Source organism: Alteribacillus iranensis (assembly GCF_900113025.1).
GTDB classification, from domain to species: Bacteria; Bacillota; Bacilli; order Bacillales; family Marinococcaceae; genus Alteribacillus_A; species Alteribacillus_A iranensis.
Window position 1 is genome coordinate 724,146 of sequence record NZ_FONT01000001.1, and the last position, 23,177, is coordinate 747,322.

Below are 23,177 nucleotides of genomic sequence, written 5' to 3' on the forward strand. Positions count from 1 at the left end.
TAAATTTCATTCTTCATAGAGATTCACTAATATGACGTCTGATCCAATTTTTACTATTTGTGTCCATGGTATGACAAATTCGTTATCACGATTGAAAAAGTTCATCATCTTTCCAGCCCCACCTACTATGAGTGCTTCTACCTGCCCTGCTTCAACATTTATATCAATATCCCCAACATGGCCGAGCCTTTTTCCGGTATGCATATTCACTATATCTTTCGCTTGGAGTTCTGATATTCGCATAAGCACCTCTCCTTTTAATTCGGAATTCTATTGGCTGTAGCCGCATGTTATAAGCAGTGTCCGCCCCCTGCCCAGACATTGTATTTGGTTCAGTATTTCATTTATATGTTAGTTAACGTAGAAACATTAATATAAAATGTTCTTCCCACAAGTAGGAGTGTAGAATTTTTGCATAAAAAAAGCTCCCGTACAAAACGGGAGCCATACTCAAACACTCGCTGTTCGATTCATTTGTTTGATTGCCGCTTTTTCCAGACGGGACACTTGGGCTTGCGATATACCAATTTCTTCAGCAACTTCCATTTGCGTTTTTCCTTGGAAAAATCTCATATCCAATATCATCTTTTCTCTGCTGCTTAGACGAACCATTGCTTCTTTCAATGCTAAATGATCCAACCATTTTCTATCCTGTTCTTTATCATCGCTAATCTGATCCATAACATAAATGGGGTCGCCGCCATCGTTATAAATTGGTTCAAATAAGGAAACAGGATCTTGAATGGCATCTAGAGCAAATACAACATCTTCTTTTGGCATATCCAGTTTAGCGGCTATCTCTTGGACAGTAGGTTCTTCTTCTCTCGATCGCTCGGCCATTAACTTGTCTCTCGCTTGGAGAGCTTTGTATGCTGTGTCCCGCAACGATCGCGACACACGGATAGGATTATTATCTCGTAAATACCTTCTTACTTCACCTATAATCATTGGTACCGCATACGTAGAAAATCGTACATTTTGAGATAAATCAAAGTTATCTATAGACTTCATTAACCCTATACAACCAACTTGAAATAAATCATCCATATGTTCTCCACGGTTATTGAAGCGCTGGATGACACTTAGCACAAGGCGGAGATTTCCATTTACTAGTGCCTCTCTTGCTGACTCATCACCTTTGTGCATGCGTTTAAACAATTCTCTCATTTCCTGGTTTTTAAGGACGGGAAGTGTCGATGTATCCACACCACAAATTTCTACTTTGCTACGTGCCAATTCCATTCCCTCCCAAGCATAGATGTATGGGGACTTCCTTCAGTGGTTCTGGTGAAGTATCATCCCGCTTCTTAAGTACGTGTATGCTCAGTATGGTCCTTATAAAAAGAAATTATGCAGGAAGGGATGGCTGCACAGTTCTATGGAAACGAACACTTTATTAAAATAAAGAATGAAATGTAATTATTTCAAGGTGTCACAAAGAATGGCTTCTTAAAAAAAATTCATTAGTAAATTCTCCCATTCTTTATAAAAAAAGAGAAACGCTAAAACGTTTCTTCCAAGTTACACCATTTTATTAAATTCTTTTTGTAAACGTTTAATGATTCTTTTTTCCAAACGAGAAATATATGATTGGGAAATTCCTAATAAGTCAGCGACATCTTTCTGAGTCTTCTCTTTCTTACCGGCCAAACCAAATCTCATTTCCATGATTTGTTTTTCACGAGGATTTAAAGTTTCTAAAGCGCCTCTTAATAGATGACGGTCCACTTTTTCTTCAATTCCTCTCGTAATGATGTCTTCTTCGGTCCCCAGGATATCAGACAACAAAAGCTCATTGCCATCCCAATCAATATTCAGAGGTTCATCAAAGGAGATTTCAGAGCGTATCTTATTTGTCCTTCTTAGATGCATCAGTATTTCGTTTTCGATACAACGAGAAGCATAAGTTGCTAATTTAATTTTCTTTTCAGGATTAAAAGTATTTACTGCTTTAATAAGCCCAATCGTTCCAATGCTAATTAAATCTTCGATGTTAATGCCTGTGTTTTCGAATTTTCTAGCAATGTACACAACCAGTCTTAAATTTCTTTCTATTAAAATCGATCTCGCTTCTTCATCCTCTTTCGGTAGCAAATTGATGAGATGAGCTTCTTCTTCTTTCGATAAAGGGGGCGGGAGTGCTTCACTGCCACCAATATAATACAGTTCGTCCGGTTTGAAGCCGAGCTTCTTTAATAATTTCATCCAAAATAATTTAAGTTTTAATGTCAGCAAACCGAAGACCTCCTTTACTTTGTATTTATGCTGTAGCGTGTTTACTTGTCTCCAATGGATCGGAAGGAAATATCATCGTAAAATCATTGCTTGAAGAAAGTTGCCTCGTTTCAAGTCCCACTAATATGGAATCAAAAGTACTAATTTCTTCATCTTCGACAGCTACTCGATCTGGTTTAAACGCCACCATCATTTTCATGTCCTGACCTGCTGAGCGATAGGGGATAAATCTCCACCTGTCTTTCCAATGGGTAATTTCACTTAATTGTTCTAAGCGATTATGATGGACAACTTCGTGTAAGGTTTCATATTCATCCATCGGCCAAATTTTCCGTAAATGAGATATCTGCATCACCATTACAGGCACTCGAGTAATGGGATCTTTTAACTCGTTTCCGGTATCAACTAAAGCTTTCCCTTCTAAACTCACTCCTTCTGCTTCGATGACAACATGAGCAAGCTTGGACATTTTTACTTTTCTTTTTTTAATAATAGAGTCTGTCCAATAAAAGATGAGCCATATCCCGGGGATAGATAATACAATAAGTATTAGAGAAAAGCTGCTATACATGGATTGGACGTAATGAGAGATAGCAATATAGTGTTCCTGGATAGAGTATCTCCACGTTTCCAGCGCAAGAATCGTTCCGGCGGCTAGAAAACTTGTCATATAAAACATAAAGACACTTTGAGCGAACATGTACAAGGATGAATAACCAAAGGCGAGCCAAACTAGAACAATTGTTAATAATGCTTTCCCGAAAGGGTGAAATAACCAACTTTCCCATGGCGTTAATACAAAAAAAATAGTGCATGAACCTAAAAGGGAAACAAACCACAATCTTTTTTTTGTTATCTTTCTTTTAAGGAGACGAGCGGTACCGGTTAACAATGTTACATGAATAATAAGATTGATCCCCCATAAAATATCTAGATAATATATGTCAGCCCCCTCCCCCTACCTTTTCTTATTTTGATTATATAGCTACTATATTTAAAAGTCTGTCAGTTCATGACAGCCTTTTCACTCTTCTTTTCAAAGATTTTGTCGCAAGAATCATTGACGACAGAATAACCAAACATTCTCATGTACGAGCAAATCAAAGAATGGGAAAAAAGGGAATAATCGTATGACCGTGGGATTTTGCCAGACTATAATTGGTGAGGAATCGGAAAACATAACCGTGAGAGGAGGTGATTTTCTGAATATTGCTGTCTCATGTGCCTTCCTTATTGGTGATGAATATAAATCGTGTGGTTAAAAACTTTCCATAAAGAGCCTAGTCATAGAAAAAGTCACATTAAAGAAAACGCTCCCGGCTATCCATTTGATAAGCGGGAGCGTTTCTCACTCTGATCGTTATAGTTATGCTTCGTTCAATTATTGTCTTCTTCTTCTACGATTACGCAGAAAAGCTGGGATGTCTAGTGTATCAGCTGCCTCTTCTTGGACAGGAGCCTCACGTCTTGGTTCTTGTGGTTCTTCTTGAGGACGCTCCTGTGGTTGACTGATACGCCCAGTTGCATTGTTTTGTTGAGTTCTTCTCTGTTGAAGGCCGCCTTGACGAGGAGCAGGTCCAGCATTTTTATCCTCTGCGTCCTGAAAACCAGTAGCAATAACAGTAACTACAATCTCGTCATCAAGGTTATCATTAATTACTGAACCAAAAATCATATTTACCTCTTCATCAGAGGCATCAGACACAATTTCAGCAGCCTCATGCACCTCAAATAAACTTAAGTTGCTGCCGCCTGTAATATTCATCAGAACACCTTGAGCCCCGTCTACAGATGTCTCTAAAAGAGGACTAGAGATTGCTTTCTTTGCGGCTTCCGCGGCTCTGTTCTCACCTGTAGCGATACCAATCCCCATTAAAGCGGAACCTTTTTCACTCATGATTGTTTTCACGTCCGCAAAGTCGAGGTTAATAAGCCCAGGGACTGCAATTAAGTCGGAAATACCTTGCACACCTTGACGCAATACGTTATCCGCCTCACGAAACGCCTCCAACATAGGAGTACTTTTATCAACAATTTCCAGAAGACGGTCATTAGGTATGACAATTAAAGTATCTACTTTGTCTTTTAACGCTGTAATACCGGATGCCGCTTGTGTAGAGCGTTTACGGCCTTCAAATGTAAACGGACGAGTGACAACACCTACTGTCAAAGCACCGATTTCTTTTGCAACTTCTGCAATAACCGGTGCTGCACCTGTGCCGGTTCCGCCTCCCATTCCTGCTGTGATAAAGACCATATCGGCACCTGTCAATGCTTCCTCTAACTGTTCTCTACTCTCTTCTGCTGCTTTCTTTCCTATATCCGGATTTGCTCCTGCACCTAGTCCACGTGTTAATTTACCACCAAGCTGTAATTTTGTTTCTGCATCTGATAGCTGCAAGGCTTGTGCATCGGTATTAACTGCTATGAATTCAACGCCTTGGAGGCCGTTTTCGATCATGCGGTTGACAGCATTCGATCCACCGCCTCCTACGCCTATTACCTTAATTTGCGCTAACTGATCCATATCCATTTCGAATTCCAACATTAAAGGTCCTCCCTAATTCTTCAAGTCTATCGCTTCATTTGTCGTTTTGACACATTGAAAATGAAAAGGTCCTGCGTTCATTCAGCACAGAACCTATTCAAAAAAGACTTTAAAAAAGTTTTTGACTTTCTTTTTCATACCAGGTCCGTCTTGTTTCTTCTCTCTCTTAGGTTGTGTGTCCTCTTTGAGAGACTCATTATTTTCATTTTTCTTCACTGGCGCTACAGCTGCTGCCGCCTCTCTGCTTTGAATTTTCACATTTTGGTTAGCAAATTCAATAAGCCCGATACCTGTAGTATATATAGGCTCGCGTACACCAATATAATCTGGCACCGCCATGCGGACGTTATGACGCAAAACGTCCCGAGCAAGTTCCAATGTACCGGGAATCATTATAGAGCCACCAGTTAATACAAAGCCGCCCGGCAAGTCAGAAAAGCCCAGTCTATGTACTTCACTAGCTGCCATTTCAAAAATTTCTTCCATACGTGGTTCAATAACATGAGCAATTTCATATTGAGTGTATTCTTCCGGCTCTTCACTGCCAATTGTTTGAATTTCAAAAAGAACTTCATCTGATGCTTCATCAATAAAAGCGTGACCATGTTCTTTCTTAATTCGTTCTGCTTCTTCCATGGTAGTACGAAGGCCAACTGAAATGTCATTCGTAATATGGTCTCCCCCGATAGTTAACACGGACATCGCTTTCATCGTCCCGTTTTGAAAAACAGATACAGTCGATGAGCCGCCGCCAATATCTACTAATGCCACCCCTAATGACTTTTCATCTTTAGAGACAGCAACACTCCCTGCTGCTAATGGCTGCAGACAGATATCAGCCACAGCCAACCCAGCCTTCTCTACACATCTAAGCAGATTATGTAAAGCAGTTTTTGCACCTGTAATGATAGTGCCTTCCATTTCAAGACGTACTCCTAACATGCCGCGCGGATCATTAATTTCATCTAGCCCATCCACAATAAATTGGTGGGGAATGACGTCAATAATTTCTCTTTCCGGCGGGATAGGCATAACTTGAGCAGCATCCATCACTCGCTCTATATCTTCATCTCTAATTTCTCTATCAGCACTTGAAACAGCAACGACCCCGCTGCAAAACTGCATATCAATATGGTTACCGTTCACCCCGACAACCACTTGTTCCACATCAAGGCCTACCATCCGCTCAGCCTCAGTCACAGCTTCACGAATGGATTTTACTGTTTCATCGATATCTACAATCGCTCCTTTTTTTAAACCGGTAGAGGGGGCATTCCCCACACCCATTACTTTTAAGGAGCCTCCGGACATATCTCCAATTATAACACGAACGCCGGACGTACCGATATCAAGGCTGACGTATATTTCATCGCTGTTCATATAGTGGCACCTCCCGTTGTAGGTCTCTACTGCATCTATTGTTTTTACTCTATTACTTCATCTACTTTCATCTTAGCATGGGTAAGTATGGAGTAGTAGAGTAAAAAGCAATTCATAGATTACGATTATTTTTCAATACAATTACAACTTCCACATTTGTTTCATTTTCCCTTTTAAAGTCAGTAAATAAATTGGTAGTTAGTTATATCTAGTCTACACTACCTTCTCATTGTAGAAAAGCTAAAGTTCCTATAGGGTGACTTAAGTTTTCACACAAGAAAGAGAATTCGTATACTCATAACTTCAAATTCGTGCACGTTCACAAATGACAGCCAGGTTCTCTATTATTAGCTTATTACTTTTACTGAGCTTGCTCTACTTCTGCCGGTAACCTCTCTTCGACTTCTTCTTCCTCCCAGGATTCAAAGTAAGCACTCATTTTCATATGAAGAACACCAGGGGTATCCGGGTTGATTTCCCTGGATATAGCAGGGTAAGACCCCATATTCTCTGCAAAATCATTCACATAAGTAACAACTTCAATTCCATCATTCATATACAAGAACAGTTCATTTTCTTCTTCGTTTTCAGGAAGATAATGAACTTCGGAAATCCGATTCAGAATACCATCGCCTAACTTACTCAATTCATTAGTAAACGCTTCAAGCTTGGAAGAGTCGTTAAAGTTTTTTAATACCGGGGCGTCAGCTGACAGGCTTCCTGTACTGATAGCATTCAATACAGTTCCGTTTTGAAGAACCGGCACATAACGATCTCCATCCTCCACATAAGCAATTCGTTCATGCTCCGTGACGTGAATTTCTACGGTCGATGGGAGATTTCGATCGACCGAAACTTCTTTGATTTCATCAAGTTCTGCGATATGTGACTCCGCTTCTGAGATCTCCAGCTGCCACATGCTTGTCCCTGTCTGAATCATGCTGGTATCGATAATCTTCTTATCTTCTACTAATTGCGATCCTTCCACCGTAATATTTCTCACATGGCTGAGGGGGGATTGGAAATAAACAACGAGAAGAATAAGAATAAAAAAGATGGAAAGATATGTAATGAGTCGTCGGTTTGTTTTCTTTCGACGTTTTTCTTTCAGGGCAGGTATATGATCCTCCGCTTTTACTATTTTGTCATCCGGCATCTTTTTTACCCTCCAATCCCCAGGACAATTATGTTTATAACTAATAAGGAAGGCTGCGGGCCCATGTATGCTGGGCCCTAGTCATGCCTGTTCACAATTTCTACTTCTGTTCTCATCTCAACATTATATAATCGTCTGATTGTTTCCTTCACGTGATTTATTATTGCTAACACATCGGAAGCTTTAGCCTCTCCAAGGTTCACAATAAAATTACTATGCATCTCGGATATTTGCGCATCGCCTACCCGGTATCCTTTCAGACCTGCCTTTTCTATTAACGCTCCCGCGTGATCAGGTAATGGATTACGGAACACACTTCCGGCGCAAGGTCTGTTCCACGGTTGTGTTTCACGACGGTATCGTTTATGTTTCTGCATCTCTTCCATTATTGCTTTTTTATCACCTGGTTTTAGTTGAAGTTTGGCTTCCACACAAATCCCTTTTTCTTTTTGAAGTCGGGAAGTTCGATAGGAAAAGTCCATATCCTCTTTATTAATCCATTCGAGCCTTCCGTCTGGAAAAAGTACATGTGCCTCTTTAAGGATGTTTGCCATCTCTGAACCGTGAGCGCCTGCATTCATGAACACAGCACCGCCTACAGTTCCAGGGATCCCGCCTGCAAATTCCAATCCAGACAGACCTTGTTTACTAATGACATTGGCAAGTTTTATAAAAGAATAACCAGCTCCCACACGTACGAAGTCTCCGTCTTGTTCAAGGTGGCTTACGTTCGGTCCTAACTTGATGACCGCTCCTTCAATTCCGGCGTCATCTACGAGTAAATTAGAACCTCTGCCAATCGCCCGCCAAGGCAGATGATGCCTGGTAATAATGTTCATTGTTTTTTTAAGCCCATCAATTCCATCCGGTTCTATAAATATATCTGCGGGACCGCCAATTTTCCACATTGTATGTTTGGACAACGGTTCCGATCCCAACACTTTTCCTACATTCTCATTTTCAAGTTCACGTATAATTTCTCTCATCTTCCCCTTATTCCCTCCTTTTTGCCGGTTTTACCAAGCCTTTCATTAAACGATACAAGTCTTCCGCCGCTTCCGGAGCGGCCAACTGCAAGGATGCTTGATGCATTTCTTCCCATTTCTTTGGATCCTTTAAAATTTCATCAATATCACTTAGTAAGGAATTTGAGTTTACATCTTTTTCTTTTCGTAGAATAGCTGCTCCGTTGTCACTAAGCATTCGTGCATTTTTTTCTTGGTGATTGTTAGTAACATAAGGACTTGGTATTAAAATAGCAGGTAATCCCAGTGCTGTGATTTCCGCTAAAGTCGTTGCACCTGCTCTTGTGACAATTAAATCTGTATGGTATAAAACAGCAGGCATATCATGAATAAACGGTTGTATCACTACATTAGCTGGATTACCAGCCTTTTTTACTTCCTTCATTACTTTATCATAATGAACCGATCCTGTTATATACAAAAATTGCCAATCTTTAACGGCAACTTCGTCTAATGAGGTTAAAAATGCGTCATTAATTGGCTTCGCCCCTCGACTGCCACCTACGATAACAACTGTTTTTCGCCTTGTAGCCAATCCCAAATCAGGTAATGGATTCAACGGCTTTTTTCCTGCCACTTCCGAAGCTCGTGGGTTGCCGGTCACTTTTACTTTGTCAGCAGGAAAGTAAGCAGCCGATTCCGGAAATGATACCGCTACTTTGTTCACGTATCGGCTTAAAAACTTATTTGTTAATCCCGGAACACTATTTTGCTCGTGAATTAATGAAGGTATGCCGAGTTTTGAGGCAGCAAAGACAACTGGTCCTGCTACATAACCACCGGTACCGATGACAACGTCGGCATCAAATTGTTTTATTATTTTCTTCGCTTTTTGAACACCTCTTAAAAATTTCCAAACCGTTTTCATATTATGCAGGGAAATTTTTCGTTTAAACCCACTGATCTCAATCGTATCAAACGGTATACCTGCTCTTGGAACAATGCCGCTTTCAAGACCATTTTTTGTTCCTATATATAAAAATTCACTCTCTGGATGAGCTTTTTGAATTTCATGAATAAGAGCGAGAGCGGGGTAAATATGACCACCTGTCCCGCCTCCTGTGACGATAATTTTCATAGTGTCCTCCCAAATGCTTAGTAAAAATAAGTACGGTGCCGTGTAATATTTAAAACAATTCCCATCGCTAACAGCATGAGAGTAAGCGAAGAACCACCATAACTTAAAAATGGCAACGTAATACCGGTAACAGGAAATAACCCGATTACTACGCCTATATTGATCAATACTTGTAAAAATACCATTCCACACACACCGGCAGCTAGAGAGGCACCGAACATGTCAGGAGCTGTTAGCGCAGCTGCTACCCCTCTCCACAATACCACTCCGAAAAGAAAAAGCACGAACGCCGCTCCTATAAACCCTGCTTCCTCCGCAACAATGGCAAAAATAAAATCCGTTTGTGGCTCTGGAAGATAGTAATATTTTTGACGGCTATCCCCAAACCCTAAGCCAAATAAACCTCCTGGGCCTACTGCATATAGGGATTGAATAATTTGAAACCCTGCCCCGAGAGGATCAGACCACGGGTCAATGAATGACGTAATACGCTGTAATCGATAAGGAGCAGAGATAATAAGACCTATAAAACCGACCACACCGATTAGACCTAATAATACAAAGTGCCGAATACGAGCACCAGCTGTAAATAAGAGCACAAAACACGTCCCCGTCATTACCGCTCCGGTCCCTAAATCCGGTTGGAGCATAATAAGAGCAAATGCTAAAAAAATGAGCAGTAAAGCAGGAAGCATTCCATTTTGAAAGTGAGTTATTTTTTTCTGATTGACTGCCACATAGTGAGACAGAAAAATAATCATCCCTAGTTTCATGAATTCAGAAGGCTGGAGAGAGAATGCTCCTGCCCCTATCCAGCTTCGAGCTCCGCCTCTCACCATCCCGACACCGGGAATTAATACCAGTATCAGCATAACAAAACAAATAATTAAAATAGCAATAGACCAACGTTGCCAAAACCAATAGTCAATTTTGGCGATGATAACCATAGATATGACTCCAACACTTGCAAATATCAATTGTCTTTTCACAAAATAATAAGGATCATCTTGAACGTATTCTGCCCACACAGAGCTAGCACTATATACCATAAATAGGCCGATTAAGAGCAGCAAAATAATTGCTGAAAAGAGTATTGGATCATACGGTTTCACGCGGCTCTCCATAAATGCTCACCTCTTCACACCCATTAAATCTCTTCTTTTCAATCTATGGCTGAAAAGTGGTGAACATGCTTTCTTTATTTATGCGTTCGGATCCTTTAAATGATTAATTATCTCAACAAACGCTTCACCGCGCTCTTCAAAGGTTTTAAACTGATCCCAACTTGCACACGCGGGTGACAACAAAAGTATATCGGATGGATCTGTCTCCTCAAATGCTAAAGGAACCGCCTTCTCTAGAGTATCAGCAGTCTTTATATTTAACACACCAGCCTGAGTAGCTGCCTGGACTAATTTGTTTTTCGTTTCTCCGTAAAAAACAGCAGCTTTAACTTTACTTAGAGACGGGATTAACTCATCAAAACTGTTGCCTCGGTCTAGGCCGCCGGCAATTAATACAGTTGGCGCATGAAATGCTTCAATTGCTTTTTGTGTAGATAAGATATTGGTAGCTTTTGAATCATTATACACTTTCCTGCCATATCTGCTGCCAATATACTGGAGGCGATGTTCAATCCCAGAAAATTCACGCAGCACCTTTCTAATTGCTGCTATATCCGCGCCATGAAGAATGGAGGCTGCTATCGCAGCTAATATATTTTCGTGATTATGTTTACCAGGTAACATCACTTCATGAACAGGAATGATCTCCTCGCCCTTAAAATAAAACGAATGATTCGATACATAAGCTCCAGACCGAGTCATTCCTGATACCGAGAAAGGGATCAGTGCAGCATCCGATTCTTCCGCTAAACCTTTTACCACTGGGTCTTCCACATTATAGACTGCATGATCTTTTGAAGTTAAATTTGTAAACAATTTCCCTTTTGATTTTTCATAATCTTCCCGGGTGCCATGGTAATCTAAATGGGCGTCAAATATGTTTAACAAAACAGAAGTTCGAGGATGAAAACGTTCTGTCCCTTTTAATTGAAAGCTGGACACTTCTGTTACCATAATATCATTTTCATGGACTTCTTGAGCAATATCACAAGCAACATTCCCTATGTTTCCAGCTAAGTGGGGAGCACCTGTTTCGCCCTTCATGCTCTCCTTCAAAATAGCATGGATCAGTCGAGTTGTTGTTGTTTTACCATTTGAACCAGAAATGGCGATCAGCTCACCCTTACAAATAAACCCGGCAAGTTCTATTTCCGTTACAACTGGAATCCCGCGTGAAAGAGCTTCTTTTGTTATTGGATTACTATAAGGAATGCCTGGGTTTTTCACAATATATTCGGCGTGATCCAACAAAGAGAGGGGATGATCTCCGGATACGAGATTTATTCCAAGCTCGGTCAATTCCTTTTCTACTTTGGTACCTTCTAAATTTTTAGCATCATTAACAATTACCTTCGCACCTATCTTCTTAAGAAGTTTCGCTGCCGCAAAACCGCTTTTCGCAAGCCCCAATACTAATACTTGTTTACCTGTAAGCCAGTCTATTCCTTTCATAGCCACACCTCAATATAAATACCAAATACTGCACATACAATCCCCGCCGTCCAAAAAGTTACCACCACTCGCCACTCTGACCAGCCGGACAATTCGTAATGGTGATGAAGCGGGCTCATCTTAAATATTCTTTTTCCTGTTGTTTTGTACGCAATTACTTGCAAAATAACGGATAACGTTTCTGCTACAAATACTCCTCCTATTAATACGAGGAGCAATTCCATTTTTAACAAGATAGCAATCGCAGCAATCGCTCCGCCCAGAGCAAGAGATCCAGTATCACCCATAAATACTTTAGCCGGATGGGCATTAAACACTAAAAATCCGAGTACGGCACCTACGATAGTGGCAGAGAATACGGCTGTTTCACTCATCCCTTCATTCCAGGCGAGGACAGCAAATGCCCCAAATGCCACGGCTCCGGTCCCAGCAAGTAATCCGTCCAATCCATCTGTTAAATTAACTGCGTTAGACGAACCAACGAGCATGACAATGACTAATAAAAAATATAACCATCCTATATCAACGGACCAGTTTGTTCCTGGAAATGACACCGACGTTTCAAACCCATGAGCGTTTAAAACAATAAAGAAAACAAAAGCGACAAGTAATTGTCCAAAGAGCTTTTGTTTCGAAGTTAATCCGAGATTACGCTTTTTTGTAATCTTAATAAAGTCGTCTAGAAACCCTATCAACCCATAACCAATCGTAACGAAAAGTAATAAGAATACTTCCGTTGTCCAATTTAGCCAAATCCCTTGAATGATGAGGGTGACGACGAAAATCGATAACAGGATCATCACTCCGCCCATTGTCGGAGTGCCGCCCTTTTTCATATGTGTCTTAGGCCCTTCTTCCCGAATGCTTTGGCCAAACTTCAACCTTTTTAATAGCGGGATAAAGGCCGGCGATATAATAACTGTTAATAAAAATGCTGCAGCAAGTGCTAGAAATATGGCTGCTGTCATGTTGCTGTGTCCTCCTCTACAATTCCTTCAACATCTGAATTGCTTGTCGTGCTTCCTCTCGATCATCAAAATCGAGAACTTTGTCGCCAACATCTTGGTAAGTCTCATGACCTTTTCCTGCAATGAGTACGACGTCTCCATCACCAGCTTCTTTAACCGCCTTCCGAATAGCTTCACGTCGATCGACGATAACTTGATATGAACCTTTTTCCTGGAGACCGGTTGTCATATCACCCAATATTTTTTGAGGATCTTCCGTCCTTGGATTATCCGATGTAAAAATGGAATGATTACTATATTGAATAGCTATGTTGGCCATTTCCGGACGTTTCGTAGCATCGCGATCCCCACCGCATCCAACAACGGTGATCACTCTGCCTTCAGTTATTCCTTGAATTGTTTCCAACACATTTTCTAAACTATCCGGCGTATGGGCATAATCAACAATTACGGCAAAGTCCTGACCAGCATCTACTGATTCAAAACGGCCTGCTACTCCTTTCGTTTCTTCCAGCGTTTCCACTATAACATCAATAGAGACCCCTTCAGCTAAGCATGCTGCAGCTGCCGCCAACGCGTTATAAACACTGAACTTTCCTATTAATGACATCGTTACCAGCCGCTCTTCCCAAGGAGTCGTCAAAGTAAAAGTTGTTTCAGTCGGCGTGATCACCACGTTTTTTGCTCTAATATCACATTCCGTCTCTATTCCATATGTAAGAACTTGAGCAGCTGTCATGCGCATGAAATCTTTAGAAGCGGAATCATCTGCATTTAAAACAGCTGTTTTTCTATTACCATCATACGTATTGCCAAGCTGTGAAAACAAGAGACTCTTTGCCTGTTTGTATGCCTCCATAGTATGGTGGTAATCTAAATGATCTTTCGTTAAATTCGTGAATACTGCTGTGTTAAAATCACACCCGTGTGTACGCCCTAAATCTAAAGCGTGAGAAGAAACTTCCATGGCGCAAGCTTCTACTTGTTTTTCTCTCATTTCCATAAACAGCTTCTGAAGTACTAAAGATTCGGGAGTAGTGTTTTTTGCCTCCGTTTCTCGATCGCCTATTTTTGTGTACATCGTACCAACAAGACCTGTTTTTTTAGAAGCACGTCGAAACATCGCTTCCACTAAATGACTAGTTGTTGTTTTTCCGTTCGTTCCCGTGATTCCCACAAGTTGGAAAGAATTCGTAGGAAAATCATAGAACACATTTGACATAACAGCCATTGCTTTTTTTACATCTTTTACAAGAACAACAGGTATATTGACATTCACGGGGCGTTCTGCAACTAAGGCAGCAGCCCCGCGCTCTTCTGCTTGGCGGGCGAAATCATGACCATCAACGGTATAGCCTTTTATACAAAAGAATAAACTCCCCTTTTCGACCTCGCGAGAGTCCATCTCTAACGAAGTGATCACCGGATCCCCTGTATTTGTCAATTCTTTCACTAATAAATGTTTCGTTAAATCGTTTAATTTTTTCATGCCCGATCGCTCCTGAATACCATATTAGTGTGTTATACTTTCTTCGCCTTAAGACGCCTTTTCTATTTTAATCTGTCGACTCTGATTTGTCACCAAGATACAAGCGGATTGTTCCACCTTCTTTTAATTTTTCTCCGGCTTCCGGTGACTGAGAAAGAACGATCTTTCCCTCACCTTGTGTTTCTACTAGGAACGGGTAATACATTTCATGAACTTGCTTCAGTGTTTGGCCTTTAAGATCTGGAACTTCAATCAATGCCTCATCATTCCAACTTAGTTCTTTTTCGATTTGATCTTTTCGTTTTTCGACACCCATAGCAGCTAAGCTATCTCCAATAATATTACCAACAATAGGTGCTGCTACAATGCCACCAAATTGTTGGGTGTCTTTTGGGTTGTCCACGGCCGCGTACACTACAATTTCAGGATCATCAGCAGGTGCAAAGCCTATAAATGAAACAATATGATTATTTTCTAAATATCTTCCACCTACAGCTTTCTGAGCAGTCCCCGTTTTACCACCAACACGATAACCATCTACAAAAGCTCCTCGACCTGTTCCTTTAGCTACGACGTGTTCTAATGCATTGCGAACTTTCTCAGAAGTGTCCTTAGAAATCACACGCTTTTTCATTTCTGGCGGATAGGAATAAATAACACGATCAGTTTCTGCTTCTACCCATTCTTTCGCCAAATGGGGCTCGTAAAGATAACCACCATTTACTGCTGCTGCTACTGCTGTAACTTGTTGCAGAGGTGTAACAGAAACCCCTTGACCGAAAGCTGTTGTTGCAAGTTCCAAGGGCCCTACCGCTTCACGGTCGAAAAGAATACCTTTCCCTTCTCCCTCTAAATCAATGCCTGTTTTCTTTCCGAAACCGAAGCTTTCAATATATTGAAATAGAGTTTCAGTACCTAATCGTTCCCCTAGCGTCACAAAACCCGGGTTGCATGAATTTTGAACTACTTCTAAAAATGTCTGCTCTCCATGCCCGCCTTTTTTCCAACAACGCAGCTTACTCCCACTTACTTCAATATGCCCGGGATCATGAAACGTCTCATTCTTTAAATCTACTTTTTCTTCTTCCAGCGCTGCCGCCAACGTAATAATTTTGAAGGTAGACCCTGGTTCATATTGAGACCAGACAGGTTTGTTTTGATTGTAAATCTCTGGTGGGATATTTCGAAAATTTTCTGGATGAAAGTCAGGCCTGCTGCTCATCCCAAGAATTTCACCAGTATTAGGATCCATGGCGATGGCAAGAGCTCCGTCAGGATCATATGTTGCTTCTGCGATATCCAATTCTCTCTCTATAATCGTTTGTACTTTTGAATCGATGGTTAACCGTAAGTTATCTCCTTGCTCAGGGCGTTTATACCTATCGGCAATTCCTGGCATTCTCTCTCCTTTCGCATCGGAAAAGTAAGAGACATAACCAGATTCCCCTCTTAATTGATCATCGTAATATTTTTCTATTCCTGTTAGCCCTTGGTTATCAATACCTGCAAAACCAAGGACATGAGATAGAAATTTTCCTTTCGGATAATGCCTCTTATTATCTTCTGCAATAAAAATTCCGTCGATATTTAGATCTCTTACTTCTTTTGCCTTCTCTTTGCTTATTTTCCGTCCTTCGGGATTAAGACTTACCATTGATTCTTTTTTCGTCACCCATCCGTACGCTTTTTCCTCACTCACTCCCAACGTCTTAGCTAAAACTTTTGCAGTGTTCTCTGGTTCTTTGATCTGTCTTGGTACAGCTATAATAGAAGGAGCACTTATGTTTGTCGCGAGAACATCTCCATGCCTGTCTAATATTTCTCCACGTTCTGCTTCAAAAGGTACGTCCCGACTCCAAGAATCTTCCGCTAACCCAGTGAGCCAGTCACCCATGGCAAATTGAACAAAACCAAGACGGATTAGTAATATTGCTATTGCCAGAGCCCCAGCGCATAGTACGATGAAAAGCCTTTTCCTTACTGTTGCTGCAGATACACGCACGAATTAACCACCACCATAGGGTTATAAAATGAGATACATGTACACCAGGTTGTCTCTTTTACACCCTATGCATGAGGATATTAGATAAGAACGCATCATTTACTCGACTACATGGACCTATTCTTGAGGCTCTTCCTCCTCTTCTTCCTTTTCCTCTTCTTTTTTAGATGCTTCGTTTTCTTCTCTTATTTGTTCAGGATCTTTTAACTCAATTGTTAAAAAGTCACCTTCGTTCAGCGCTACTCCTTTTTCAATACTTTGATCGCTTACATAGCCGGAACCGATATGGTGAAGCTTAAGGCCAAGCATCTCGCTAAATCGTTTTGCATCTCTAAGAGACCAACCATTCATATCAGGCATGGCCAATTGTCCATTACTTAGCAAGAACACTTTCTCACCGATGATTACTTTTTCTTTTTCTTCTGGGAACTGACCTTTCACCGTGTCGCCATTTCCGATAATCACAGGACGCAGTCCAAGGTCCTGAATATCTTTTACTGCTTCTTGAATTGGTATATCTGAATAAGACTTCATTTCGATCCCGTCTTCTTCATAAACCTCTTGCTCGTCCACTTCCCCGTACGAGAGGTTTAAATATGAAAGGCTTTGCTTCATAACGGGGTTAAAAATTTTAGAAACTGGTGCTGACCCTGATTCGTGTCCTTCTAAATTAGGCCGGTCGACTGCTACATATACAATAATTTTAGGATCATCGGCAGGCGCCATACCTAAAAAGGAAAAGATATTTTGGTTGTGGCCCGAGATATAACCTGGGCCATCCGGTTTGCTAATTTGAGCTGTTCCCGTTTTCCCGGCAACTTCAATACCTTCAATATCATATGCATGCCCTGTACCATGTTCTCCAGATACTACCGTCTTTAATTTTTCTCTTACTTTCTCTGCCGTTTCTTTGCTGATAGGATTTCCAACCACTTCTGGTTCCGCCTCGTACGTGTACTCTTTTGAGTTTGAATTGTATATCTTTTGAATGACGTAAGGTTTCATCATTTCCCCATCATTTGCCACAGCGGTTGTCGCTTGTACTAATTGAATAGGTGTTACTGCTGTGCCTTGACCAAAAGCGGTCGTAGCCGCATCTAATGCACTAGACTCAGCAATTAAACTACTTGACTCTCCTGGTAAATCAACTCCGGTTTTTTCTCGGAAACCGAAGGCATCTAGATACTCATAAAATCGTGAAGGTTTTAATTTATCTACTGCCAATTTTGCAAATGCCACGTTAGATGAACGTTGCAACCCCTCGTCATAACTGATTTCTCCCCAGCCGCGATTCTGATTATGGTCACCGACCGTTGTGCCATTCACTTCATAGGTACCTGATTGAAATGTTTCATTCCCGTTATACACTTTATCTTGCATAGCCCCAGCAAGTGTGAAAATTTTCATGGTAGAACCGGGTTCAAATCGATCAGACACCGCATAGTTTGTATAGTTGGTAATAGATTGATATTCATTAGGATTAAAGCTAGGTCGATTACTAAGAGCAAGGATTTCACCCGTTTCAGCGCTTGCCACTATAGCTGTCATTTTATTCGGAGAATACTCTTCTTCAACTTCGGTCATTGCTTGTTCCAGTACCGTCTGTACTTGAGTATCAAGCGTTAAATACACATCTTCCCCATCTTTTGGCTCTGTTAATATTTCATTTTTATGTAAGAGAGGAATGCCTTTCACATTTCTTTGATAGGACAGAGATCCATCTTTTGCTGAAAGACGGTCATTCAAAGAAGCTTCGAGTCCCATTTGCGCTTCAGACATGTCACGGGATGTGTACCCTAAAACATGGGAAGCAAAAACCTGTTTTGGATAATAACGTTTCTTTTCTCCTCGGAAATATATACCTGGGAGTTCAAGCTTTTCAATTTCTTCCTTTTGAGACAACGTTAAGTATTTGGAACCAGAACCTAATTCTACTTGAAATTGATCTCTTGTAAGAAGTTCCTTGAGATCACCAACCTCCATATTAATATAGGAAGCAAGCTTTTTCGCTGTTTCCTCTGGATTTTCCACGTGACCTTCATAGTTTTCATCTAATATCGCAAATGCCGTATAAGACTGCACTTCTTCCGCGAGCTCATCTCCATCTCTCCCAAATATCGTACCGCGTTCACCTGGTATCGTCTGAGAAGTCGTCCAGCGTGACTCTGCCATCGCATGCAAATCCTGATTTCCCACTTCCTTACCCACTTGAATATAAATAACTCTTCCAGTAAAAACCAAAAAAAACAAAGTAACAACAGTCATTAACAGAAGTGCTCGTTTTAATATTGTTTTTTTGGGCCGGGTCATGTCCGGATTACCGCCTCTCTATCACATTCTCTCGATGGTGCGTCTTGCTGTTGAACGAAGCACTTTTTTCTAAGCTTCTATGAAATTCTCCTTTCTCACATGCCTGTTCATTCCTCGAGCATCAACACGTATATTAGCTGCCTTATCACTTGAAAGTAATTATCTGTGTTTTCGATTTCCCTCATTACAATTTATTATAAGATCACAAAAAAGGAGCCCGCGACGTATGACAACCGGCCCCTTCCTTATTATCCTGTTCTTCTATCTGTTTTGTTCCTCTTGGCCTGGAATCACTTTCACTTTGTTGTCATCTAAAGACATGCCAAGCTCTTCTTTCGCATAGTGCATAATCCGCTCAGGAGCACTTAACTCCGAAACTTCAAGCTGTAGACTGCTATTATATTCTGTCTGTTCTTGAACCGAGTACTGTAAACTTGTAATTTCTCTATCCTGAGCATAAACTTTTGCATAATTTGTAACCACCAGTACAGATGCTATAAGAATAGCAACCATCATTGCGGCAACAATAACCTTTTCTCCTTTTGTTACTTTTCCCTTGATCCGATGCTGAACGTTTTTCTGTACGACTTGTTGTTCTTCTCTCTGGCGTTGCAGCTGTTGGGCTAGATTATTCATATCCACTCCCCCTAACGTTTTTCAGCTATTCGTAACTTAGCCGAATGTGCACGATGATTCGTTTCTAGTTCTATATTCTCCGCAACGATTGGTTTTTTTGTAACCAAGCGTAATTCTGGTTCTGCCTCTGGCGGTATGACGGGAAGCCCCTTTGGCAAAGAAGGGACACTACTTTTTTCTTTTAAAACCTTTTTACATATCCGATCTTCTAACGAGTGAAACGAAATGACACAAACCCTGCCGTTCTTATTCAATAAAGATATTGCATCATCAAGTGCTTTCCTTAAAACCTCTAACTCATCATTCACTGCCATACGAATGGCTTGGAATGTACGTTTTGACGGGTGACCGCCTTTTCTTCTGGCCGGTGCAGGAATAGCTTCTTTAATAATTTCAGTTAATTCAAACGTCGTTTCGATACGTTGCTTCTTGCGGGCTGCTTCTATCTTCCGAGCAATTTGTTTAGCAAACTTTTCTTCTCCATATCGAGAAATAATATAAGCTAAATCTTCAAATCTCCATTCATTAACTATTTCTTTAGCAGTAAGTGCTTGACTTTGATTCATTCTCATATCCAAAGGGGCATCATACCGATAACTAAAACCCCTTTCTGCCTCATCAAACTGGGGAGAGGATACTCCCAAGTCAAACAAAATCCCATCTACCCCACTTACATTTCTTTCTGCAAGTTCTTCAGCCAAGTTGGCAAAATTAGAGTGAATCAACGTATAGGAACTTGAGAATGCAGCGAGACGACGTTCAGCATATTGAATCGCTGTGTAATCTTGATCAAAGGCATACAAGTGCCCTTCTTGCCCTAATTGTTTTAAAATGAGCTCGCTATGACCGCCTCCACCTAAAGTGCAGTCAACATATGTACCATCTGGGGTGATCCGCAGCCCCTCCACTGCCTCTTTCAACAATACGGTATCATGGTGGAAATTTTCCAATGAAGAAATCTACCTCCTTCCAAGAAAAAATGCTTGTGGTTCCTTCACCTATAGTCTTTGTGATTGTTTATAGGATTATAATGACTAATTACATCCTTCGGTTTTTAACCCATTAAAAATCTAAGTCAGCAATATTCTCCGCAATATCGGAGAAAGATTCCTGTGATTCTTCAAAATATGTTTCCCACCGCTCCTTACTCCATACCTCTACGCGCGATGACACACCAATTACTACGGTCTCTTTTTTTAGTTCTGCATAGTGGCGCAAAGTGGAGGGGATGCTTATTCTTCCTTGCTTATCAAGTTCACATTCTGCTGCTCCTGAGAAAAAAAAGCGTGTAAACGCCCGAGCATCTTTTTTAGTGAAGGGAAGCGATTTTAATTTTTCTTCCAATCGGCCCCATTCGTCCATGGGATATATAAATAAGCAGTGATCCATCCCACGTGTAATCACAAAAGACTTGCCAAGTCCCTCTCTAAAACGGGATGGAATAATTAACCTGCCTTTGTCATCCACATTATGATGGTGTTCACCCATAAACATTGGGTTTCCTGCCTCCTCCACTTTCTATCTTTACGTTACCACATTCCCCCACTTTACACCACTTTTTTTATACAATTTTTCACGACAAAAAAGCTCTTCTCCTAGGGAGAAGAGCCGGCAAAATACAATGGCGTTCGTCTATTTTTCATTTATTTTACAATTTGACTACGATATGCGGCCGGTTTCGTTCGACATCTTGATCTAGCAGCTCCCAAACGAAATCACTGCCATACCGATTAATAAACCAAATAACATTGAGCACCCGTTCCTGTGGTTTTTCTTTCGGTCGAATAAAATGATGGACTTTCATCAGTCTCTTGACTCTCTCTTGCTCTTGTTTTTCTTGAAACGTATCTATTTTATTAGCAAACTTTTTTAGTTCGCTTTTCACAATATGCCAATTTGTTTCTCCGTAACTTTCTTCCGAAGGAGCTAGGGACTTCCATGCCTCTCTCATTGCCATGTGTCCATTTTCCATCGAGTCTAGTACATTTTCATACATTTGATGACCATTCACTTTCTTTGCATGTTGAAGAATGGCCTCCACTTTATTTAGGATATTTCCTTCTAAACATTCATCGATACTAAGTTTTTCACGTTCCATAATCGACTGAACGTCCCTTGATAGACACGTGAATTCGAAACGTGGAAGGACAGGTGGAACTTTACTGCTGGTCATATGAAATAGGGGCTGAAGCAAGGACCAATAATTGATTTCCCCAGGGCCCGCTACAAAACTTAATACAGGAAGCAATTTCTCTTGGACGATAGGTCTTGTGAAAACATTGGTGCTAAATCGCTCAGGCGAAGTGTGAATTTCGTTTAATACATCACCTTTATTAAATAGATGTTTGTGATTTTTATCAGCAACGTGACCGTCATCATACGAGTAGAGCAAGGTTCTCTCCATACTTTTATGATAAAATAAATGTATACTGTCTTGTTCAGGCAGACCTTGAGGTACATGATAAGTAGATTGCTTACGTCTTGTTATTCCTTTATTAACAGCCTCTTGCACTTCAAACTGTCGGGAAAACAACTCAGAGAATGTATGACTCTCTAACTTACGGAGCTCAGGTGAGTGAGCGTCTAACATAACAAGACCAGTCCCTCTGAAAAGCCAGCGCATAGTTTCTCCGAAGAAATCTGAAAAAGTACGTGAACGGTCAGCTAAATGACGAACTATCTTATAAATATCAGACGTATACTCCGTCTCCCCACAAGCATGTAATATAGTCTCCCACCAGTGCTCGAATGTTTCCTCATCTATATCCTGCTCAGAAACCGAAGCTCCTGGTTTCCATACCCCTTCGTATGTATACTTATTGACCGTTTCATTTCCAGGTAGATAAATATGATTAATTTCTTCCCAATCATGGTCTTCGCCAGCAATCCAAAATACAGGTATTACTGGTACTTGGAGCCATTCCTCTTGCTTTTTCGCTTCTTTAATTATGGTGATAGCTTTGGAAATGGTATAGAACGGTCCAGTTAACAAACCAGCTTGTTGTCCTCCTACTACCATTACTGCTCGGTCGTCGTCTAATTTATCCAACTCTACCAAAGCATCCTTATGATATAAAAAGGACTGATTATATGTAGAGAGGTGCTTTTTTAGAGCAGCCTTCTGGTACATATCTTTTTTCTTATCAATCTCCAAAAAACGCCTATTTATCTCTTCCGGCGTAAAACCATAATCAAAAAACGAAGCCGATTCTTTTTCTCTATTGAGATAATCTCTTACGAACGAATCAACGTGAAGCCGATTTTTATGTAATACTTCCATTATGCTTCCAACCTTTCTGCATCAATCCCTTAACCTCATCTGTCATTCAGATTATCATGAAGCCTTAGGCAAGAAAAGCAGAAAGCAAATAACTGATCATTCCATAGATAAAAAGAACAACATAGGCACTGCAAAATAGAAAAAAAGTAAACCGCCAAATTCCTTTCATCAATTTGAGAAACTCCACTTCTTCATGTGACCGATAATGAAGAATAGTGAAAACAATGGCTATGGCAAGAACAATGAGAATTAAAAACCAAAACATCGATTTACCCCATATAGCAAGTATGAGAAAATGAACAGATAAAATGAACAACAAAGTAGAGGTATCTGCTGCTAAACGGACAGCTTTTCCTTTTTGTTTTGTCCATTTGACCGTTACAATATACACACCATACCATGCAAGAAAAGGTATACTTATCATCGTTGCTAAGATAAATACGAAAAAACTACTCAACCGGGGAAACACCTCCTCTTCCACTACCTCCAAAATT

At 40.7% G+C, this 23,177-nt stretch carries 20 protein-coding genes; all 20 read right to left on the reverse strand.

Annotated elements, in window-relative coordinates:
• Positions 1–6: 6 nt before the first annotated feature.
• Complete coding sequence (locus BM095_RS03575) at positions 7–243, reverse strand: YlmC/YmxH family sporulation protein (protein ID WP_091657473.1); 237 nt, start codon at positions 241–243, stop codon at positions 7–9.
• A gap of 207 nt (positions 244–450) precedes the next feature.
• A complete protein-coding gene (gene sigG, locus BM095_RS03580) occupies positions 451–1,236 on the reverse strand; it encodes an RNA polymerase sporulation sigma factor SigG (protein ID WP_091657480.1) in 786 nt (261 codons plus the stop codon).
• Positions 1,237–1,521: 285 nt separating this feature from the next.
• Entirely contained in the window at positions 1,522–2,235 is a 714-nt protein-coding gene (gene sigE, locus BM095_RS03585; protein ID WP_091657483.1) for an RNA polymerase sporulation sigma factor SigE, read from the reverse strand.
• A 25-nt stretch (positions 2,236–2,260) separates the two neighbouring features.
• Positions 2,261–3,178, reverse strand: coding sequence for a sigma-E processing peptidase SpoIIGA (gene spoIIGA / locus BM095_RS03590; protein ID WP_091657485.1), 918 nt, complete (start codon positions 3,176–3,178; stop codon positions 2,261–2,263).
• Positions 3,179–3,616: 438 nt separating this feature from the next.
• A complete protein-coding gene (ftsZ, locus tag BM095_RS03595; protein WP_091657488.1) occupies positions 3,617–4,783 on the reverse strand; it encodes a cell division protein FtsZ in 1,167 nt (388 codons plus the stop codon).
• Positions 4,784–4,876: 93 nt separating this feature from the next.
• Positions 4,877–6,163 (reverse strand): cell division protein FtsA, encoded by a 1,287-nt coding sequence (gene ftsA / locus BM095_RS03600; RefSeq protein WP_091657490.1) that lies wholly within the window; start codon positions 6,161–6,163, stop codon positions 4,877–4,879.
• Positions 6,164–6,524: 361 nt separating this feature from the next.
• On the reverse strand, positions 6,525–7,319 hold the full coding sequence (locus BM095_RS03605) for a cell division protein FtsQ/DivIB (protein ID WP_091657493.1): 795 nt from the start codon (positions 7,317–7,319) through the stop codon (positions 6,525–6,527).
• Positions 7,320–7,396: 77 nt separating this feature from the next.
• A complete protein-coding gene (gene murB / locus BM095_RS03610) occupies positions 7,397–8,305 on the reverse strand; it encodes a UDP-N-acetylmuramate dehydrogenase (protein ID WP_091657497.1) in 909 nt (302 codons plus the stop codon).
• 7 nt (positions 8,306–8,312) lie between these two features.
• Positions 8,313–9,422 carry an undecaprenyldiphospho-muramoylpentapeptide beta-N-acetylglucosaminyltransferase gene (gene murG, locus BM095_RS03615; protein WP_091657499.1) on the reverse strand — a complete coding sequence of 370 codons (1,110 nt, stop codon included), beginning with the start codon at positions 9,420–9,422 and terminating at the stop codon, positions 8,313–8,315.
• 17 nt (positions 9,423–9,439) lie between these two features.
• Positions 9,440–10,546, reverse strand: coding sequence for a stage V sporulation protein E (spoVE, locus tag BM095_RS03620; RefSeq protein WP_091657502.1), 1,107 nt, complete (start codon positions 10,544–10,546; stop codon positions 9,440–9,442).
• A gap of 78 nt (positions 10,547–10,624) precedes the next feature.
• Complete coding sequence (gene murD / locus BM095_RS03625; RefSeq protein ID WP_091657505.1) at positions 10,625–11,998, reverse strand: UDP-N-acetylmuramoyl-L-alanine--D-glutamate ligase; 1,374 nt, start codon at positions 11,996–11,998, stop codon at positions 10,625–10,627.
• Positions 11,995–12,966, reverse strand: a complete 972-nt coding sequence (gene mraY / locus BM095_RS03630; protein ID WP_091657508.1) for a phospho-N-acetylmuramoyl-pentapeptide-transferase — start codon at positions 12,964–12,966, stop codon at positions 11,995–11,997. The genes murD and mraY overlap by 4 nt, the downstream gene beginning before the upstream one ends.
• 16 nt (positions 12,967–12,982) lie before the next feature.
• Positions 12,983–14,455 carry a UDP-N-acetylmuramoyl-L-alanyl-D-glutamate--2,6-diaminopimelate ligase gene (locus BM095_RS03635; RefSeq protein WP_091657510.1) on the reverse strand — a complete coding sequence of 491 codons (1,473 nt, stop codon included), beginning with the start codon at positions 14,453–14,455 and terminating at the stop codon, positions 12,983–12,985.
• A 67-nt stretch (positions 14,456–14,522) separates the two neighbouring features.
• Positions 14,523–16,457: a stage V sporulation protein D gene (locus BM095_RS03640; RefSeq protein ID WP_091657514.1), complete on the reverse strand. Its 1,935-nt coding sequence runs from the start codon at positions 16,455–16,457 to the stop codon at positions 14,523–14,525.
• A gap of 117 nt (positions 16,458–16,574) precedes the next feature.
• Positions 16,575–18,767 (reverse strand): penicillin-binding protein, encoded by a 2,193-nt coding sequence (locus BM095_RS03645; protein WP_091657517.1) that lies wholly within the window; start codon positions 18,765–18,767, stop codon positions 16,575–16,577.
• A 261-nt stretch (positions 18,768–19,028) separates the two neighbouring features.
• On the reverse strand, positions 19,029–19,403 hold the full coding sequence (gene ftsL, locus BM095_RS03650) for a cell division protein FtsL (RefSeq protein WP_091657520.1): 375 nt from the start codon (positions 19,401–19,403) through the stop codon (positions 19,029–19,031).
• An 11-nt stretch (positions 19,404–19,414) separates the two neighbouring features.
• Positions 19,415–20,353, reverse strand: coding sequence for a 16S rRNA (cytosine(1402)-N(4))-methyltransferase RsmH (gene rsmH / locus BM095_RS03655; RefSeq protein ID WP_245757791.1), 939 nt, complete (start codon positions 20,351–20,353; stop codon positions 19,415–19,417).
• Positions 20,354–20,465: 112 nt separating this feature from the next.
• The gene (mraZ, locus tag BM095_RS03660) at positions 20,466–20,897 is read right to left on the reverse strand and encodes a division/cell wall cluster transcriptional repressor MraZ (protein WP_091657526.1); all 432 of its coding nucleotides are present in this window, start codon (positions 20,895–20,897) and stop codon (positions 20,466–20,468) included.
• 154 nt (positions 20,898–21,051) lie between these two features.
• Positions 21,052–22,683 (reverse strand): bacillithiol biosynthesis cysteine-adding enzyme BshC, encoded by a 1,632-nt coding sequence (gene bshC / locus BM095_RS03665; RefSeq protein ID WP_091657528.1) that lies wholly within the window; start codon positions 22,681–22,683, stop codon positions 21,052–21,054.
• A 64-nt stretch (positions 22,684–22,747) separates the two neighbouring features.
• Positions 22,748–23,140, reverse strand: a complete 393-nt coding sequence (locus tag BM095_RS03670; RefSeq protein WP_091657531.1) for a DUF3397 domain-containing protein — start codon at positions 23,138–23,140, stop codon at positions 22,748–22,750.
• Positions 23,141–23,177 lie beyond the last annotated feature (37 nt).

Excerpts from the sequence above, each read along its gene's own strand:
- murD (WP_091657505.1), bottom strand. The coding sequence starts at position 11,998 with ATGAAAGGAATAGACTGGCTTACAGGTAAACAAGTATTAGTATTGGGG.
- BM095_RS03605 (WP_091657493.1), bottom strand. The coding sequence starts at position 7,319 with ATGCCGGATGACAAAATAGTAAAAGCGGAGGATCATATACCTGCCCTG.
- mraZ (WP_091657526.1), bottom strand. The coding sequence starts at position 20,897 with ATGTTTATGGGTGAACACCATCATAATGTGGATGACAAAGGCAGGTTA.
- BM095_RS03575 (WP_091657473.1), bottom strand. The coding sequence starts at position 243 with ATGCGAATATCAGAACTCCAAGCGAAAGATATAGTGAATATGCATACC.
- ftsA (WP_091657490.1), bottom strand. The coding sequence starts at position 6,163 with ATGAACAGCGATGAAATATACGTCAGCCTTGATATCGGTACGTCCGGC.
- murG (WP_091657499.1), bottom strand. The coding sequence starts at position 9,422 with ATGAAAATTATCGTCACAGGAGGCGGGACAGGTGGTCATATTTACCCC.
- ftsZ (WP_091657488.1), bottom strand. The coding sequence starts at position 4,783 with ATGTTGGAATTCGAAATGGATATGGATCAGTTAGCGCAAATTAAGGTA.
- murB (WP_091657497.1), bottom strand. The coding sequence starts at position 8,305 with ATGAGAGAAATTATACGTGAACTTGAAAATGAGAATGTAGGAAAAGTG.
- bshC (WP_091657528.1), bottom strand. The coding sequence starts at position 22,683 with ATGGAAGTATTACATAAAAATCGGCTTCACGTTGATTCGTTCGTAAGA.
- BM095_RS03635 (WP_091657510.1), bottom strand. The coding sequence starts at position 14,455 with ATGAAAAAATTAAACGATTTAACGAAACATTTATTAGTGAAAGAATTG.
- BM095_RS03645 (WP_091657517.1), bottom strand. The coding sequence starts at position 18,767 with ATGACCCGGCCCAAAAAAACAATATTAAAACGAGCACTTCTGTTAATG.
- mraY (WP_091657508.1), bottom strand. The coding sequence starts at position 12,966 with ATGACAGCAGCCATATTTCTAGCACTTGCTGCAGCATTTTTATTAACA.
- ftsL (WP_091657520.1), bottom strand. The coding sequence starts at position 19,403 with ATGAATAATCTAGCCCAACAGCTGCAACGCCAGAGAGAAGAACAACAA.
- spoVE (WP_091657502.1), bottom strand. The coding sequence starts at position 10,546 with ATGGAGAGCCGCGTGAAACCGTATGATCCAATACTCTTTTCAGCAATT.